Source organism: Zavarzinia sp. CC-PAN008 (assembly GCF_051903925.1).
In the GTDB taxonomy this organism is placed as follows: Bacteria; Pseudomonadota; Alphaproteobacteria; order Zavarziniales; family Zavarziniaceae.
The window spans coordinates 1,170,344-1,186,396 of sequence record NZ_CP173678.1 but is presented as its reverse complement, the minus strand read 5'-3'; the positions used below and the strand labels follow the sequence as shown (position 1 = coordinate 1,186,396).

Below are 16,053 nucleotides of genomic sequence, written 5' to 3'. Positions count from 1 at the left end.
CAGTGCTCAAGGAGTTGGGCGGTGCAGGATACCACCCTGTGGATCATCGTGGGCTTTGCCGGACAGGCTCTGTTCACGATGCGCTTCGTCGTGCAATGGCTGGCCAGCGAGAAGGCGAAGCGCAGCCTGATCCCGGTCGCGTTCTGGTTCTTCAGCATTGGCGGCGGCGTCGTGCTGCTGGCCTATGCGATCCATCGCGACGACCCGGTGTTCATCGCAGGGCAGGCCGGGGGCCTGATCATCTATGCCCGGAACCTGTGGCTGATCTATGGCGAGAAGCGCCGCGCGGCCTGAGGCTGCTTGCGGGATTTCCCCCGCCCCCGATTGCGTCTAGCCTGTACGCAAAACTGGACCAGCAGGCGTCCAGGCAGGGGAAGGATCCGCCATGGCTGCGCTACCCGTCGTTCCGGCCGACGCGATCGACGGCGCCTGGATGACCCAGGCACTGCGCCAGGACGGGCTGGATGTCACCGTCTCGGCCGTCAGCAGCGTGCGCGTCGGCTCCGGCCAGGTGGGGGAGACGCGGCGCTTCACCCTGACCTATTCCGGCGACATCCCGGCGCACGCACCGGCCACCGTGATCGGCAAGTTCCCGTCCGGCAGCGACGAAAGCCGGGAAGCCGCGCGCATGTTCGGGATCTACAAGGCGGAGGCGGCCTTCTATGACCGCCTGGCCGACACTGCCGGGATCCGCGTCGCCCATTGCCATGCGGCCCCGTTCGACGACGCGACGCACGACTTCGTTCTGCTGCTGGAGGACATGCACGACCTGGTCCAGGGCGACCAGATGGCGGGCTGCACCATCGACCAGGCGGCCCTGGTGCTGGAGGAGGCAGCCCGGCTGCACGCCTCGCACTGGCAGGATCCAGCCCTGGCCGCCGCCGACTGGCTGCTGGTGCCCGAAACGGCCCAGGCGTTCTACACCGCCGACCTGATGGCGCAGCTGTGGCCGGGCTTCGTCGCGCGCTATGCGGAGCGCGTCGGCCCCGCCGCCCTGCGCCTGGCCGAGGCGTTCATCCAGGCCTTCGCCGCCTGGAATGCGCCGGCTCCCCGGCCGCACGCCCTGGCGCACAACGACTTCCGCCCAGACAACATGCTGTTCGGCGCGCGCGACGGGGAGCCCGTCATGGTCACGGTCGACTGGCAGACCATGAATTTCGGCTATGGCGCCTTCGACGTCGCCTATTTCGTGGGCGGCGCCCTGTCGCCAGCCGACCGCGCCGCGGCGGAAGGTGCGCTGCTGCGCGACTACCACGCGAACCTCGTTGCCCATGGCGTGTCCGACTACCCGTTCGACCGCTTCATGACCGACTATCGCCATTACACGTTCGGGGGCGTGATGATGGCCGTGGGCTCCGCCATGCTGGTCGGGCAGACCGAACGGGGCGACCGGATGTTCCTGACCATGCTGGAGCGTGCGGCCCGCCATGCCATCGACCTGGACGCGCTGGCCGTCATCCCGCGCTGAACCGCCATCCGCTTCCTTCCCCTCCAATGACAGCGGACCGCTGGACCTGATAGACAGGCGATCATGAAGATGCGCGACCTGGAACGGCTGACGGGCGTCAATCGCGAGACGATCCGCACCTTCCTGCGCCACAACCTGCTGCCTGAACCCGACCGGCCAAAGCGCAACGTGGCCGAGTACAACGAAGCGCATGTGGCGGGGATCCTGGCCATCCGTCGCCTGCAGCGGGAGCAGCGGCTGTCGCTGCCCCAGATCGAGCGGGCGCTGGCCGGCGACCAGGATTCCCTGCCGCGCGATCCCGGCGCCTTTCCCCAGCTGGACCGCCTTCTGGCTGCCCGCCTGGGCGAGGATGGTGGCACGGTCCCGGTTGCCAGCCTGCTGGCGCGCAATCCAAAGGCCCAGGCCGATGCAGAGGCATTGGCCCGCATCGGCGCCGTCCAGATCCAGGTCAAGGGGGGCGAGCCGCACCTGAGCGTGACCGACATCCAGATCGTCACCCTGTGGGGCGAGATGCGGGCCGTCGGCTTCACCGAGGAGAACGGCTTCGCGCCCGAGATCACGCGCCACTATGTCGAGATCGCGGACGACCTCGCGGAGCAGGAGGTGAGCCGCTTCCTGGGGGCCGTCGCTGGCCGCGTCGAGCCCGCACGCGCGGCAGAGATGGCGGAGAATGCCGTCACGCTGATGCTGCGGTTCTTTGGCATGCTGCGGCGCAAGGCCGTGCTGGAGGCATTTGCCCGTCACGCAGCACCAGAAGGACAGGCCACGCTGGCCCGGGCTGGGAGCCGCCCGCCCTGATCCAGGCGCGGCCAGACCCATAGTCGACCGTCGACAGTCCTTAGCGTTTCGAAAACCGGTATGGGCTAGACTGATGACTTGGACGCGCCCACGGAAGGTCGGCCCTGCATGCCACTTTCGCCGCACAGGCTGACCCTCTGGCTTGTCTCCGGCCTTGTCCTGCTGACCTTCATGGTCCTGGGTGCCGCACTGGCATGGGAAATCAGCCTGCGCGACCAGCGACAGGCAACGACCATCGTCGCCGGCATCGTGCTGGACCGGGCGGCAGAGACGACGCGCCAGATCAACGGCGCATTGGCCGAACTGGCAGCCCATGATGGCGGGCAACCCTGTGGCCGGGAGTCGATCGCGCGCATGCGCCGGTTCGACGTCAGTTCCAGCCTGCTGCAGGGCTTTGGCTACATCGAGGGCACAAGGCTTCGATGCTCGTCCTTCTATGCGGACGAGGCGTTCGACCTGGGCCAGCCCGACTTCATCAATGGTGGCACCACGCGGATCTACCTGGCCCGGGAATTGCCGATCGCACCCGGCACGCCGCTGCTGGTCGTCGGTTCGACCCAGGGTTATGCCGCGTTCGTCCACCCGGCCCTGATCTTCATGCTGGTCGCGTCCGACAGCATGCTCTCTGGCCTGGCCAGCCTCAGCGTCCGGCAGACGATGGCTGCCTCCGTGCCCGCAGGCCTCGACTGGTCGGACCTTGCGCTTTCGCGGTCGCAGCCGCGCGGCGCCGGGTGGCACGGCGACTTTCTGGTGGCCTGGGCCATCTCCCCCGTCTGGGACCATTTCGCCTATGCCGCGGTCCCCCGTGCCACGGTCGTCGCGATGGCCTATCGCCTGGCCTGGGTCCTGGTTCCCCTGGGCCTGCTGGCTGGCATCCTCACCCTGTGGCTGGCCCAGCGGTTCAGGCTGTCCCGCACTGCCCTGCCCAGCCTGCTGCGTGGCGGCCTTCAGCGCGGTGAGGTCTTCCTCGTCTATCAGCCCGTGGTCGATTTGGCGACGGGGCGCTGGGCGGGGGCGGAGGCGCTGGCCCGCTGGCGACGCGGCAATGGCGAACTGGTGCCGCCCGACATATTCGTTCCCATTGCGGAGCGCCATGGCCTGATCGGGCGCCTGACCGGCCATGTGATCGCGACGGCGATCGAGGACATGGCGCCCTTTCTCCGCGGCCAGGCCGGCGCGTTCATCAGCCTGAACATCAGTTCGATCGACCTCGTCCGGCCCGAACTCCTGCCGCTGCTGACGGGACTGGCACGGCGCGAGCGCCTGCCGGTCAATGCCATCCACCTGGAGATCACGGAGCGCGAACTGGTCGACGTGAATGCCTGCGCCGCCACCATCGCCGACCTGCGGCTGCATGGCTTCATGGTCGGCAGCGACGATTTCGGCGTGGGCTATTCCAACCTCGCCTATCTCGACAGCCTGACGCTCGACTTCCTGAAGATCGATCGCGCCTTTGTGGCGAACGCCTTTCGCGGCGCGCCCCGGACCGAGATCGTCGACCACATCATCGGTCTGGCCCGGTCGCGCGACCTGCAGATGGTCGCGGAAGGGGTTGAACGACCAGAGCAGCGGGACGCGCTGCGCCAGCGCGGCGTGCACTTCGCCCAAGGCTGGCTGTTCTCCAAGCCGCTTGAGGCGGCCGACTTCCGCGAGCAGTTCGCGGCACAGCAGGCGGCGAACGCCAATGCGGCCTGATCCGGCGATGCCAGACCCCGCATTGCGTCAGGTCGCGTCGCCCTGCGGCTTCGCCCGGGTGCGGTAGTCGCCGAACGCCCGGTCCCGCTCGCTCAGGCTCGCGGAGACCCCCTTTTCCGCGAACTGGGCGCGGTAGGCCCGGCTCGACGGCTGGTGGAAGGCCAGGGCCTGGATCTCGGTACCGGCGCGCAGGGCCGCCCGCATGCCCATCACCTCCATGGCCCGGTGGACGCTGCGCTTGTTCAACTGTTGCAGGTCGCTGGGGATCTTGGCGATGCGCTCGGCAATGGCCAGCACCGCGTCGTCGAGTTCGGCCCGCGCGAAGGCCCGGTTGGCAAAGCCCATGCGGACCAGGTCGTCCGCGCCATAGGCATCGCCGGTCAGCATCATCTCCATGGCATGGCGCATGTGCAGGAACCAGGGGTGGAACTGGTTGTCCGGCGGGCTCATCAGGCGCACCGGCGGATAACCCATCTGCACGTCGTCGGCGACATAAACCAGGTCGCAGGCGGCCGCCAGTTCCGATCCTCCGGCAAGGCAATAGCCATGGACCTGGCCGATCACCGGCTTGGCCAGGTCCCAGATCATGCAGGCGCCGTCCAGGACATGGCGCGCCCACTGGCCGTCGCCGCCCGCCGTCACGAAGGGCTGGTCCTTGAACAGGTTCGAGCCGAGGTCATAGCCGGACGAGAAACAGGGCCCGGCACCACGCAGGATGGAGACGCGGATGTCCGGATCGCGGTCCCCCGCCTGCAAGGCGTCCAGGATCGCGCCCCGCAGCGCATTGTTCAGGGCATTGCGCTTGTCCGGGCGGTTCAGCGTCAGGCGCTGGACCCAGGGCGCCGGGCGATCGACCAGCAGCACGCGCTCTTCCTGGGCCATGGCCCCTCCCCTTCAGGGCCGGCTTCCTTGCCTGTCCGGCCTTGGACATAAAAACGGCCCTGGCTGGTCTGTCCAGCCAGGGCCGCGTGACAGGCTGTCCTCAGCGGGCGGCGCGCTGCTCCCCAGTGCGGCGGCGCAGGGGTTGACCCGACTCGCCTTCAGGCACCAGCGGCTCCGTCCCCGGCTCGGTCACGACCGGCGCAGGCTCGGCGACCGTACCGGGCACGAAATCCTGCATCCGGACCTCGTCGGTCACCAGCATCGGCGAACCGTCGGGCCGCAGGAAGAAGCGCTCCATCTCGGCCCGGGTGAAGGGCCGCGACCCAAGGCGACCATAGACCGCCACCTGATGGCCGCTTTCGTCCACGCCACGATCGCGCTCCAGGCCCTCCGACACGGCAAGCGTCGGATAGGGCGTCGGGGCCCAGGCGATCAGTTCCGGCACCGGCCGCGGCGCGAAGCCATAGAAGTTCGGCTGGGTGTCGGGGGCGATCAGCTGCACCACCTTCATGCCGTTCACACCATCGGCGACATAGGCGAAGAGCGAGGCGTTGGTGGCACCGATGGTGACATCACGCGCGTCGTTCAACCGGCCGTCGGCGTTGAACATCTGGTCGAGACGCGGCATTTCCGGCCGCTTCACGTCGATGATCGCCAGGCCATCGGCACCCGCCGCGACATAGGCATAGGTCCGTGCCACATAGACCCGGTTGGCCTGGCGCAACGGCACCACCGCACCCGGGACAATCCGCGGCTGTTCCTGCCGGGTCACGTCGACGACTTCCAGTCCGCGCGGTGTGGTCGCGAACAGGTAGCGGAACTGCACGTTGGACGAGGTGACGCCCGGCAGGTCGATCGTCGTCACGTAGCGAGGCTGCAGCGGGTTGTCCAGGTTCAGGACCACCAGCCCCTTGGGTGTCGCGACATAGACGTAGACGCCCGCGATCGAGACATGGGACGCGCCGTTCAGCACGCCGTTCTCGTTCCACGTGACGGCGCGGCTCAGGAAATTGTCGCGTGCCTCGCCGTTCGCCATCGTGTCGATGTCGACCAGGATCAGGCCCTCGACGCTGTCGACCACGACGGCATAGCGGTACAGCTCGTGCATCTTCTGCTCGAGATTGTCCGGATGCGCCGCGCGGTTGGCATCGTTGCGCAAGGGGCTGATCGGCTGGGACGTCGACAGCGCGACACAGGTCGCGTTCTCGCTGGCTACATGGCTGTCATGGCCCAGCGGCGAGAACGGCGCCGTGATGATCCGCTCGGAGAAGCCCTTGTTGGCGATTGCCTGCACGTCATAGACGCGGAAGCCGGACGACCCCTCTGCCACGTACAGGTACTCGCCACGCAGCTGGACGCAATTGGCGCGCCCGGCTGTGTGGGTGAACTGCCCGCGGGCCGAGGTGTCGAACTTCAGCTCGCGGCCCCGCGCCTGGTGCTCCGCATACCATTGCGGATAGGCATAGCGGTGCAGGTAGCTGCCGATGACGGCCTGGGGCTCGTCCCACTCGGTCACTTCCTGCGCGATGACGCCGCCATCGCCGCCGAACCAGGCGTTGTAGCCGACGAAGTTGAAGTAGTTCGTCCCCAGCGTCATCAGCTGCGCCATCAGCGCGTTGTTGTCGCCCTTGTCCGACAGGTGGCAGTTCGTGCAGGTCTTGGTCTCCTGCACGCGCACGGTGTGCGGGAAGTGCGGGGCGAAGGCCTGGCTGGAATAGCCGCTGGCGGCAATCGGGGCCTGCTGGATGTAGATGCGCTCGCGGTTGATGTTGGTCGACGAGAGCACAAGCGCCGAGGTCGAGCGGATCGGCGTGACCACGCCGCACTTCAACGGATCAGCCACGCATTCCGGCGTCGGATTGTGCGCCAGGCTCTTGCCCGAGGCATGGACGCCCAGCTGGAACACGTCGTCGCGCGCCACCTGCGGGTTATAGGTCGCGAAGTTGCGCGTCTCGCCGCCTTCGTAGTGGTGCCGTTCCGTCTTCCAGTTCGCCTGGATGGGCAGGTGGCAGCCGCCGCAGCTGGTCGACCAGGACAGATGGCAGGTGAAGCACAGCATCTCCTCGTCCTTGTGGGCGAGGTCGGCCGCCGCGACACCCGGGCCCCAGCGCATGGAGCCGTCGTTCGACATCAGCTTGGCGCGGGCGGCCTTGGCATTGTAGTCGGCGGAGGACGGATTGACCGTGTCCTTCACCAGCGTCATGCGCCATTCCAGGCCCGGGAACACGCTGGAGCGCTGGTAGAGCTCGTTGCCGCGCCATTCGAAGCGCGCCCGGCCGTCGGCGACGCGCATCGCCGCCAGGTTGTTGCCGCCCGGCTTGGCCGCGGGACCGCTGGTGCGCAGCGTCGGATAGGCCTGCGACGTGCCGTGGCAGTCCTTGCAGCCGATCTCGATCGCGTTCGCCACTTCGCCGTAGAGATGGCCGTTGCCGTGGCTGTCCTGCGCGAAATGGCAGTCCATGCACTGCATGCCATAGTCGACATGGATGTCGGCCAGGTGCACGGCCTTCTCGAACTTGTCGGGATCGTCGTTGGAGACGATCTTGCCCTCGCCGTCGAGCAGGTTGCCTTCCAGGTCGCGGCTGAAGATCGCGCGGAAGTTCCAGCCATGGCCGTGATAATCGGCGAACTGGGTCGTCTGCAGCGTGGGGTTCAGCTCATAGACCTTGGACAGGAAGTTGACGTCCCGCCACAGGCCGCGCACCACCGCTTCCTCGGGATTGCGGTTGAGCGACTGGAACATTTCCGCGTTGGACGGGAAATGCTGCTCCTTCGGCCACATGCTCGGCGCATCCGACTCGTAATCCCACATCGTGTAGCCGAGGTAGGTATTGAGGAAGATGTTGGGCTGGTGCATGTGGCAGATCATGCACTGGCTGGTCGGAATGGCCGACGTGAAGGCGTGTTTCAGCGGATGGCCAGGCTCGCCCCTGGGGATCGTGGGATCCGCCTGCTGGCTCTCGCCCCAATGGCCGAACTCGGCATAGGGACCGGAATGCTCAGGCTGCCGGTCGTTGGCATAGACCACGTGACAGGCCGAGCAGCCCGATGACCGGAAGTCGCCTGGCTGGTCGTTAGTGCCCATGAACCAGGTGAACGGGTCGTTCAGGCGCGTCTTGTGGATGTTGATGACCGGCACCGCGATGCGCAGGCCCGTGCCCGACGCGCGGTTGGACTGGCGGATGTCGGGCCGGCCCGGCTCTTCCAGGCGCTGGATCGCACCCGTGTTGCTCGGAATGCCGATTTCCGGGAACTGGGTGATGATGTTGCGGCCGCCGCGCTCGAACACGCGGAAGATGTCGCCCACGGGAATCACTTCCCATGCAGGCATGACATAGAGCACGGCGAGCACGCCGCGCCGCTTCATCTTCTCGTCCGGCTCGACCGGATTGACGACGTTGGCGCCAATGCCCTCGCGGGTATAGGCCTCGCCCAGGATGTAGTTCTTGAACGGCAGGATGCCGTTGTTGTACGAGGCGCCGCCCCACAGCATTGCGCCCGTCGCCATCAGGCTGCGCTCCGCGGCGACGATCGTCGGCATGTGGCAGGCGCCGCAGGCCTCGCGCGCGACACGATAATCGGACGGATTGACGAAGCGGATGTACTCAGGCGCCTCGCGGTTGAGCAGCGTGTAGGTGCGCGGCGGAGTGGCGCTCGACGGCTCGTGCCAGGTGTTGGGATAGCGCGCGAGCACGTGCGCGCGGTCCATCGCGTCGCGATACTCGGGGCCATAGCGGCGCGGCGCATGCGCACTGCCGTCAGTCGCCCCGCTGCTGCTGCCGGAGGTGGCGCCATGCCCGGGCACGCCGGGCACCTGGTTCGCCAGCGCTGGGCCCGCCACCGTCGCATCGCCGCCATGGCAATCGGTGCAGCCCAGGACGACGACCGGGTTGACGTGCATGGTCGGCGCATCGGTCGCCGTGTGACAGGATACGCAACCCGCGCTCTTGCGCTCGGCCTCGGCCATCGACTGGCCATAGGGCGCCGGTGGCGTCTCCGCATAGGTCACGCTGCGGGCACTCTCGCCACCGGCGGCAAGGGCGCCGCCGGTATGCGCGAGCAGCGAAAGGGCGAAGCCGAAGCTGAGCAGCAGGGCGCGCATCAGTAGTTCAACACCACGTTGGCGAGGACAGAATACAGCAGGTTGTCCCCGTTCGGCCGGAAGTTATAGAGGTCGTAGAGGCCGTCGCCAGGCACCAGGATGGCGCCGGAGAGCCTGAACACGACGTTCTGGGTGAACAGCGGGCGATAGATCAGCGCAGCCGACAGGTCCCAGCCGATCTCGCGGTCGATGTCGCCTTCGTTGCGCAGCAGTTCCAGCACTTCGGTCTGGTCGAACTGCAGGTAGTTGGCATTCGCCGACAGGCGCAGTTCGGGCAGGATGTCCGCGTCGAACCCGGCCCCGATCAGCCACAGGCCCGGGTTCACGAAGTTGGACTGGCCCTCTTCCTTCGACGTTCGCAGGCTGGGAATGATGCCGTTGCGCGTCGTCAGCAGAGCACCGCCACCGCCGATCAGGGGCAGCGTCTGACGCATCCAGTAGCTGGTGTCGGCGCCCGCGAACTGCGGATTCTCGAAGATCGAGTCGAAGCCATTGTGCTGGCCGTCCAGCGGATCGTCGTCACCCGACGAATAGAGGAACGAGCCGCGAATGCGGATCCAGTCCATGTCATAGGACGGCTCCGCCGCGAAGAACCAGGCCGAGATGTTGGCGCCGTCCTGGTCCGGGCCGACCTCCACGCTGCGCAGCTGGTCGTGGTTGTCCTTCCCGAACGCGTAGTACAGCGAATAGGTCAGGTTCAACCGGCCGAAATGGCCATCGCCGTTCAGGCCGAGGTAGGTGACGTTGTACTCTCGCCCGCGGCTGTCGCCGATGCGGGCCGGCCGCTCCACGAAGCCGTTGTTGTTGACGTAGAGCGACTCCTCGTTCGACCGGTTGTGCAGCACGGTCGCCTGGCTGGTGAAGCCGAGGACGGGAAAGTCCTGCCAGTACAGGTTCGCGACATAGAACTCGTTGTGGCGCAGCGGCTTGGTGACGTCGTTCAGGCCCGAATTGGTGTCCTTCTCGACCAGCTTGAACGCGCCGATATTGTACTGGAAGCGGTTGTTGGCCCGCGTGCCGAACAGGCGCACGCCCAGCTGCGCGTCCTGGAACAGGAAGCCGCGGAAATCGCTGGAAAACGGCTGGATGCCAACGCGGATCGAGTCGAAGTCGTAGCGGTCCGAGACGTTGCGAATGTGGTAGTCGACGAACGCCTCGACCACGGCCAAGTGGTTGTCGCTGCGCGAGGTGCCGGCACCGGGATAGATGCGGACGACGCGCTCCTCTTCCGTCTCGAAATAATTGTACTGGTAGGCACCGACAAAGCGGAATTCGTAGTCTGGCGGCTTGTAGGCGGTGTCGCCCTTGATGAAGCCGATCGACACGATGTTGGTGGTGGCGAACAGGAACTGGTTGGTTTCACCGAACAGGTCGAGCGTGTCGGGTCGGTCGGTCGACTGGATGCCGACTTCGATCGGGAAGGCGCGCGGTTCGGCGATCGTGTCCGAAATGCCGGCCAGGACCAGGAACCAGTCGTCGAACAGCGGGCGGTCGCCCTTCAGCGTGTTCTGGTTGTAGGGGTCGAGGTAGTTCTCCTTGACCACGCCCAGCGTCTCGATCAGGCGCCAGCGATCGGGCACGGCGATGAACTCGCCGGGCAGCCGGGGGCTGGGTGGCGGCACGGAATTGGGATCGATATAGACGGGCTCATCCGGCATGCCCGGCTCTGCCTGGGCGCCGGGGATACGGCGCTCGAACACCGGCTCGACAGCCCCGTCGGCCGTGGCCGCGTCGGCCTGCGCCACCACGACGGCGTCACCCTGTGTGTCGCCGGATTGCGCACCCGCTTCGGACGGCGCCCAGGGCTTGGCAACAGGGCGCGGCGCATTGGCGACGACCGGGCCAAGCACGACCGGACCCTGCGCGATCCCAGGCTGCGCGGCAACAGGTGCCGCAGCCTGCGGCACGACGCGGACCAGGGGTGCAACCTCCTCCCGGCCGACCGTGGCCGCCGGTGGGACGTCCTGCGGCGCCCCTTGCCCCGGACCCGCCAATGCCGGCCCGCTGACCAGGCCGGCGGCGACGAGCGCTACGAGCTGAGGTTTCATTTGCCCTCGCACACGTTCTGCACATTGGTGTTAAGGAACGGCCGCTGCGGGCAGCTGACATAGCGCAGGCGGACGCCCTGAGGGGTCAGGCGGTCGGCACGGATCGCGTTCGGCGCATTGTTCACCGAACCCGGCACCCGTACTCCGGCATTGTGGGTGCCCAGGAAGGCGACCATGTCGTCCTGGTCGATGCCGTCGCCGGAAATCCCGATCGCACCGATCAAGGTCCCCCCGCGGAAGATCGGCACGCCACCGGCGAAGATCTGCAGCCCGTTCTGCAGCGGGCGCACCGCCGGCACGCCGGTCCGGCTGGTACGCGGCGGCAGGATGCTGCCGCAGACGGCCGGATCGGTGGCGCCCGCGACATTGCCCGAGAACTGCAGGTGCTGGACCAGGTCGCTGGCGAAGATGTCGAGCTGGAAGCCGGTGGAGAACGGGCTCCATGTGGCGAAATTGGGCGTCGACAGCGGACCCGAGGCATTGCCGTCGGTCCCGTCCGGATAGAACGGCCTTTCGATATTGCCGATCGAGCGGGCACCGAAGGCAATGCCGTTCTGGAAGATGTTCGGCCCGATGAAGGACCGCGCCCGGGCCAGATACTGGGCCATCGTCTGGCCGCGGTTCAGCGTGGCCAGGACTGGCGTGGCAGAGGCGAGCAGGGACGCCGCCGTGGTCGGGCGGCTGAGGAACAGGGCGGACCGCGCCTTCTGCAGCGACACGTCCGTGCCGAAGACGGGCGCATCGGGCGTGCGCGCGACACCCAGGATGCGGCCATCAATGTCGACCACCGACACCGTCACCTGCATGAACGAATTGAGCGGGCGACGGATCTGCGCGCGGGCCTGGAAGGCGACGCGCAGGGCCTCGGTCAGCAGGTTCTGGACCTGCGGCGCCGTGATCAGGCCCGTGGGGCTGGCCGTCGGCGGAAAGCGGTTCTGCCCCGCCGCATTGGTTAGGACGAAGGCGTCAAGCCCCCCGAAGTTCACGAACGGCGCCACCGAGGTGGACCGGGCATAGCCCGACGCCACGGCGCCGAACGTCGTGCCAGCGATGATCGTGCCAGCCGAGTTGTTGACGGTGCCGTTATAGCCCTTGACCGTCAGCAGCTGCCCGAAGGACGAGATCGGCGGCAGCGCCGCGGGCGCCACCAGGGCCGCCGGCGCAATGGACGAGGCCGTGACGTCGGAATAACGCAGCGTGCGCCCGTCGACCGTGATCCGGGCGGCGCGGATGTCCTCCGGCGTCGGGAACTCGAACGTGCCGGCCAGGGCCGCCAGTTCGTCCAGGTCGGTGTCGATGTCCAGGAAATTGGCATCCAGCCCGTACTGGGGCAGGGTCGTCGCGCGATTGTTGCTGCGGTTGGTGATGACGCCGATGCCGCCCACCAGGACGTTGCTCTTGTAGAGCGGGAAGCCGCCCGGATCCGCCGCGAGGCCAAGCGGCGACCGCTTGGGTCCGCGCAGGGCGTCGCCCCCGAAGCGCGTGTTGAAGTCGGAGCAGGGCAGCGAGCTGAACTGCACGCCGTACAGGGGCCCACCCGGCTGGAACGGCTCGTGCGGGTTGAAATGCTGCTGCACGATCTGGCTGGCGGTACGCGTCGTGAAGCCGTTGCCGCGCGACGACAGATAGGCCCCCGTCACGGCCTTGGAAATTGCGGCCAGTGCGTCGAAGCGCATGTTGGCCGGGAGCACGCCCAACGCCGCGAGATCGCGCGGCAGCACCAGGTTGTGCAGGCCGAAATTGCGCGTGTTGTCGCCGATCTGGACGTTGTTGGGCATGTTGGTCATGCGCAGCACGCCGAGCACATTGCCGACGCGGTCGACCACCGCGATCGTCGCCACCACGCCGTTGGCCCGCGCCTGGGCCGCCGCCCGGCGCAGGACGCGGCTGACATCGTCGGCCGAAAGGCAGCCGCTGCAGGTGGTGGCCGCAGTCGTCACGGTCCCGGTCGACGGCGCCGGCTTCGGCGCCGCGGCGGCCGGGGCCGCCGGCTTAGGCGCCACCGGTGCCGGGGTCGTCACCGGTACCGGGGTCGCCGCAGGCGCCGGGGTCGGCACGCGCACGATCGAAAGTGCTGGATTTACCCGGTCGCCGGCGGCGTGCGCGAAGCCAAGACCGAGCGAAAGACCAAGGACAGCTACGCTCGCACCAAGCGACAAGCGAAACCACGAGACAGGGCGAGCATGCATTACGAAGCCTCCTGACTATTCCGGGCGGTCCCCGCCGGCTTCATCGGCGGCACCCCGGGCAGGTGGAAGAAGTGGCAGGACACGCAGGTCGAGGGGACCTCCGCCGTTGCCTGTTCTCCCCCGTGACACGTCCGGCAACTTTCAACGTTCGGCAGCAGCGTGTCGGTTGCTGACATCGATCGGTCTGCAGCATGGCATTCGACACAGGTCATGGTCGAATGTTTGGCGTGGTCGAAGACGCCCTTGGGCAAAAAGCTGTCCTGGAGATGCACGGCGGCCACGGTCCAGGTCTCGGTCTGTTCGCCCGCCACGGTCAGCGGCTTGGGCCCGTCGACGACATGGCACTGCCGGCAGTTCCCGCTGAGCACCGCCCGCGCCGCATCCCGCGCCTGGTCACGCGCCCAGGACAGCGCCTCGCCCCGGTCGGTGGCGCCCCCCACCGGCGTGCCCGGCAGGCGCCGCACGCTGACCGGTGCCGCCGCGTTCTGCACGCCCCCCTTCAGGGCCTGGAACGTCCAGAAGTCCTGGAGCACCGCGACCACTTCCGGCGGGTTGCCATGGGGCAGGACGCGGGCCCGGCCATCGGCCTCCGCCGCCTTGGTCTGGTCGTTGCTTTCGTCGATCGAGGTGGCGCTGAGAATGCCGGCCGACTGGTCGGTCGCGAACTGCAGGGAATGGCAGCCGGCACCGGTGCAGCCCGTCTCGAACTTGACCGGCCGGAGGCCGACGCCACCGGCGTCCGGCTTGTGGCAATCGGCGCAGACCATCTTGCGCCCCGGTGTCCAGCCATCGCCCACCCGGCGCGCACCCAGGCCCTGGCCGCAGCGGCCCTCCAGGTGCAGCAGATGCGGGAAGCGCAGGTTCGAGGTTTCCTGCGGCTTGGCCGGCGCAGCAGCAGCGGCGGCCACAACGGGTGGCGGCCCGACGCCCCCGGCCTCGGCAATGGCGCCGGAGACGACGCAGCCGCGCTCGTCGCGCAAGGGCGCGGCCCCGCTATAGGCCGGATTGGGCAGGTCGGTCAGGACCACCCGCTCGATCTTGCCTGCCTCGTCCACCGGCAGGGAGACGCGGAATTCCGGGTGGCTGGCAAAGCTGGCCACGTTCTCGAGCATGGTGGAGGACGGGTTCGCCGCCTCCTTCAGGTCGGTATGGCAGTCGGCGCAGAAGCGTTCGGTGCGGATGATGACCGGCGCCGCGCCGTTGTGCTCCTTGTGGCAGGTGGCGCAGCGCGTCTCGGTCAGTTCCGGCAGCGCGAAGTGCACCGGGTCGGCATGCCCGGTGATCCCCTCGTGGCAGGCCAGGCACTGCTCGTCCCGCACCATGGTGAAGGCCTGCGTGTGGCAGGCATTGCACTGCTGGGCAAAGAACTTGTGCGGGGTCGAGATCTCACCCGAATCCCAGAAGTGATCGCCCTTCACCAGGAGCGGCGCGTTGGCGACGTTATTGGGCTGCGGCCGCACGCCATCCTGCAGACCGGCGGTCGAGATGAAGTGGCTGGCCAGCGGCCAGGCCAGGCCGAACAGGGCCACGATCAGGAACAGCGCCCAGGACAGGCCACGCTTGGACAGGCGGGTGTCCTGCAGCGCGATCGTGCTGCGGTCCGACAGGTCGGTCAGCTGGTCGCCCAGCGCCCGCTTCAGCTCGATCGTGACGGCAAAGCCATAGGTCCCGGTCGGCTCGACCACCACCAGTTCATAGGGGCCAAGGGCGATGCGGTCGCCAATCTTCAGCGCGGCCGAGCGGACCGGCTGGTCGTTGACCCGCATGTCGCCGTCGCCGGCGGCCTCGATGAAGGGCCCTGCGGTGCGGAGCGCGATCTCGGCATGGACCTGCCGCACCCTAGGGTCGGGCAGGTAGACCTCGCACTCCGTGCCACGGCCGAAGCGCAGGCGCTCCGCCGAGACCGGCTGGTCCTTGCGCGATACGCCCCCGCGGGCGCGCTGGGTCAGGAAACTGACAAGAACGTCCACGGCCCGCCTACCAGTAGAAGAAGACCGCGAGGATGTGCGAGACCAGCGCCGCCAGCAGGGCGAACGTGATCGGCACATGGATGTAGAGCCAGACGTCCAGGATCGCCTTGATCTGGATGTCACGGCGCGCCCGGCGCAGCAGCTCGACCTTGCGGCTGAGCAGGGTCAGCAGCTTGGTTTCCTGGGCGATGTCGACGCTGGCGTCGCGGGCGACGGACTGGCGCACGGTCTCAAGCGCCGCCTCCGCCGCCTGGTCCTTGTTCCGGGCGGTCAGCTGGTTCCAGAACGAGCCACCCAGCTTGGTCTGCTCGGCCGACTTCTGCACCGCCTCGTTGACGTCGTCGCTCATCCGGATGGCGATGTCGCGCGCCTCGGCATCGATCTCGGCCACGGCCGTCAGCATCGACTTCAGCGTCTGCCCCCGCCGGTTCTCGGTCATCAGGCGGGGATAGTGCAGGTAGGCGAAGATGCCGAACGCGCCGGAGAAGATGACCACCATCATCAGCGCATAGGCCAGGGTGTGCAGGTTCCACCCGAACTGGAATCCGGTGTGCAGCGTGGCGACGACGATCAGCGACAGGCCCAGGTAGATGTGGGCGGACAGCCACGCCTCAAGCCGCCAGCGGCCAGGCGCGTACTGCCGCTTGCGCACCCCGAACCAGGTCAGCCAGAAGATGATCAGCGCGCCGATCGTCCCCAGCGTGTAGCCGAGCCAGGTCCCGCCATTGGGTACGTCGACCGGGTTGTCGAGCGCATAGGCGACGATCGAGCCGACGACGAGGACGACCGCCCATTTGAGGTAGCGGAAGCCGCCATAGACCATCACCGACTGGTGGGTGACGGCGCGATCCTCCTCCCGCTGGCGGGCGGCGGACTTGGTGTTTCCCGTGGTGGCCGACAT

At 67.7% G+C, this 16,053-nt stretch carries 10 protein-coding genes; 4 read left to right on the top strand and 6 right to left on the bottom strand.

The genetic code is table 11. The features are described 5' to 3' along the window. The first annotated feature begins 21 nt into the window (after positions 1–21). From ACI6GS_RS05755 to ACI6GS_RS05740, 4 genes are all read left to right on the top strand, one after another. Positions 22–294, top strand: a complete 273-nt coding sequence (locus tag ACI6GS_RS05755) for a lipid-A-disaccharide synthase N-terminal domain-containing protein (RefSeq protein ID WP_439816830.1) — start codon at positions 22–24, stop codon at positions 292–294. 91 nt (positions 295–385) lie between these two features. Next, on the top strand, positions 386–1,468 hold the full coding sequence (locus tag ACI6GS_RS05750; RefSeq protein WP_439816829.1) for an oxidoreductase family protein: 1,083 nt from the start codon (positions 386–388) through the stop codon (positions 1,466–1,468). A 63-nt stretch (positions 1,469–1,531) separates the two neighbouring features. Next, positions 1,532–2,266, top strand: a complete 735-nt coding sequence (locus ACI6GS_RS05745; RefSeq protein ID WP_439816828.1) for a MerR family transcriptional regulator — start codon at positions 1,532–1,534, stop codon at positions 2,264–2,266. Between the two features lie 108 nt (positions 2,267–2,374). Then, entirely contained in the window at positions 2,375–3,961 is a 1,587-nt protein-coding gene (locus tag ACI6GS_RS05740; RefSeq protein ID WP_439816827.1) for an EAL domain-containing protein, read from the top strand. Positions 3,962–3,988: 27 nt separating this feature from the next. Here the strand turns inward: ACI6GS_RS05740 and ACI6GS_RS05735 are convergent, their stop codons facing one another. From ACI6GS_RS05735 to ACI6GS_RS05710, 6 genes are all read right to left on the bottom strand, one after another. Then, positions 3,989–4,843, bottom strand: a complete 855-nt coding sequence (locus tag ACI6GS_RS05735) for an enoyl-CoA hydratase/isomerase family protein (RefSeq protein ID WP_439816826.1) — start codon at positions 4,841–4,843, stop codon at positions 3,989–3,991. A gap of 100 nt (positions 4,844–4,943) precedes the next feature. Continuing rightward, the gene (locus ACI6GS_RS05730) at positions 4,944–8,945 is read right to left on the bottom strand and encodes a hypothetical protein (RefSeq protein WP_439816825.1); all 4,002 of its coding nucleotides are present in this window, start codon (positions 8,943–8,945) and stop codon (positions 4,944–4,946) included. Beyond that, positions 8,945–10,993: a hypothetical protein gene (locus ACI6GS_RS05725; protein WP_439816824.1), complete on the bottom strand. Its 2,049-nt coding sequence runs from the start codon at positions 10,991–10,993 to the stop codon at positions 8,945–8,947. Before ACI6GS_RS05725 ends, ACI6GS_RS05730 begins: the two co-directional genes overlap by 1 nt. Next, a complete protein-coding gene (locus tag ACI6GS_RS05720) occupies positions 10,990–13,056 on the bottom strand; it encodes a heme-binding protein (protein WP_439816823.1) in 2,067 nt (688 codons plus the stop codon). The genes ACI6GS_RS05725 and ACI6GS_RS05720 overlap by 4 nt, the downstream gene beginning before the upstream one ends. Before the next feature lie 125 nt (positions 13,057–13,181). Then, positions 13,182–15,152, bottom strand: coding sequence for an FHA domain-containing protein (locus tag ACI6GS_RS05715; protein WP_439816822.1), 1,971 nt, complete (start codon positions 15,150–15,152; stop codon positions 13,182–13,184). Positions 15,153–15,159: 7 nt separating this feature from the next. Continuing rightward, positions 15,160–16,053 carry a hypothetical protein gene (locus ACI6GS_RS05710; RefSeq protein ID WP_439816821.1) on the bottom strand — a complete coding sequence of 298 codons (894 nt, stop codon included), beginning with the start codon at positions 16,051–16,053 and terminating at the stop codon, positions 15,160–15,162.

Excerpts from the sequence above, each read along its gene's own strand:
- ACI6GS_RS05750 (WP_439816829.1), top strand. The coding sequence starts at position 386 with ATGGCTGCGCTACCCGTCGTTCCGGCCGACGCGATCGACGGCGCCTGG.
- ACI6GS_RS05745 (WP_439816828.1), top strand. The coding sequence starts at position 1,532 with ATGAAGATGCGCGACCTGGAACGGCTGACGGGCGTCAATCGCGAGACG.
- ACI6GS_RS05740 (WP_439816827.1), top strand. The coding sequence starts at position 2,375 with ATGCCACTTTCGCCGCACAGGCTGACCCTCTGGCTTGTCTCCGGCCTT.
- ACI6GS_RS05735 (WP_439816826.1), bottom strand. The coding sequence starts at position 4,843 with ATGGCCCAGGAAGAGCGCGTGCTGCTGGTCGATCGCCCGGCGCCCTGG.
- ACI6GS_RS05730 (WP_439816825.1), bottom strand. The coding sequence starts at position 8,945 with ATGCGCGCCCTGCTGCTCAGCTTCGGCTTCGCCCTTTCGCTGCTCGCG.
- ACI6GS_RS05725 (WP_439816824.1), bottom strand. The coding sequence starts at position 10,993 with ATGAAACCTCAGCTCGTAGCGCTCGTCGCCGCCGGCCTGGTCAGCGGG.
- ACI6GS_RS05710 (WP_439816821.1), bottom strand. The coding sequence starts at position 16,053 with ATGTCGGCCACCACGGGAAACACCAAGTCCGCCGCCCGCCAGCGGGAG.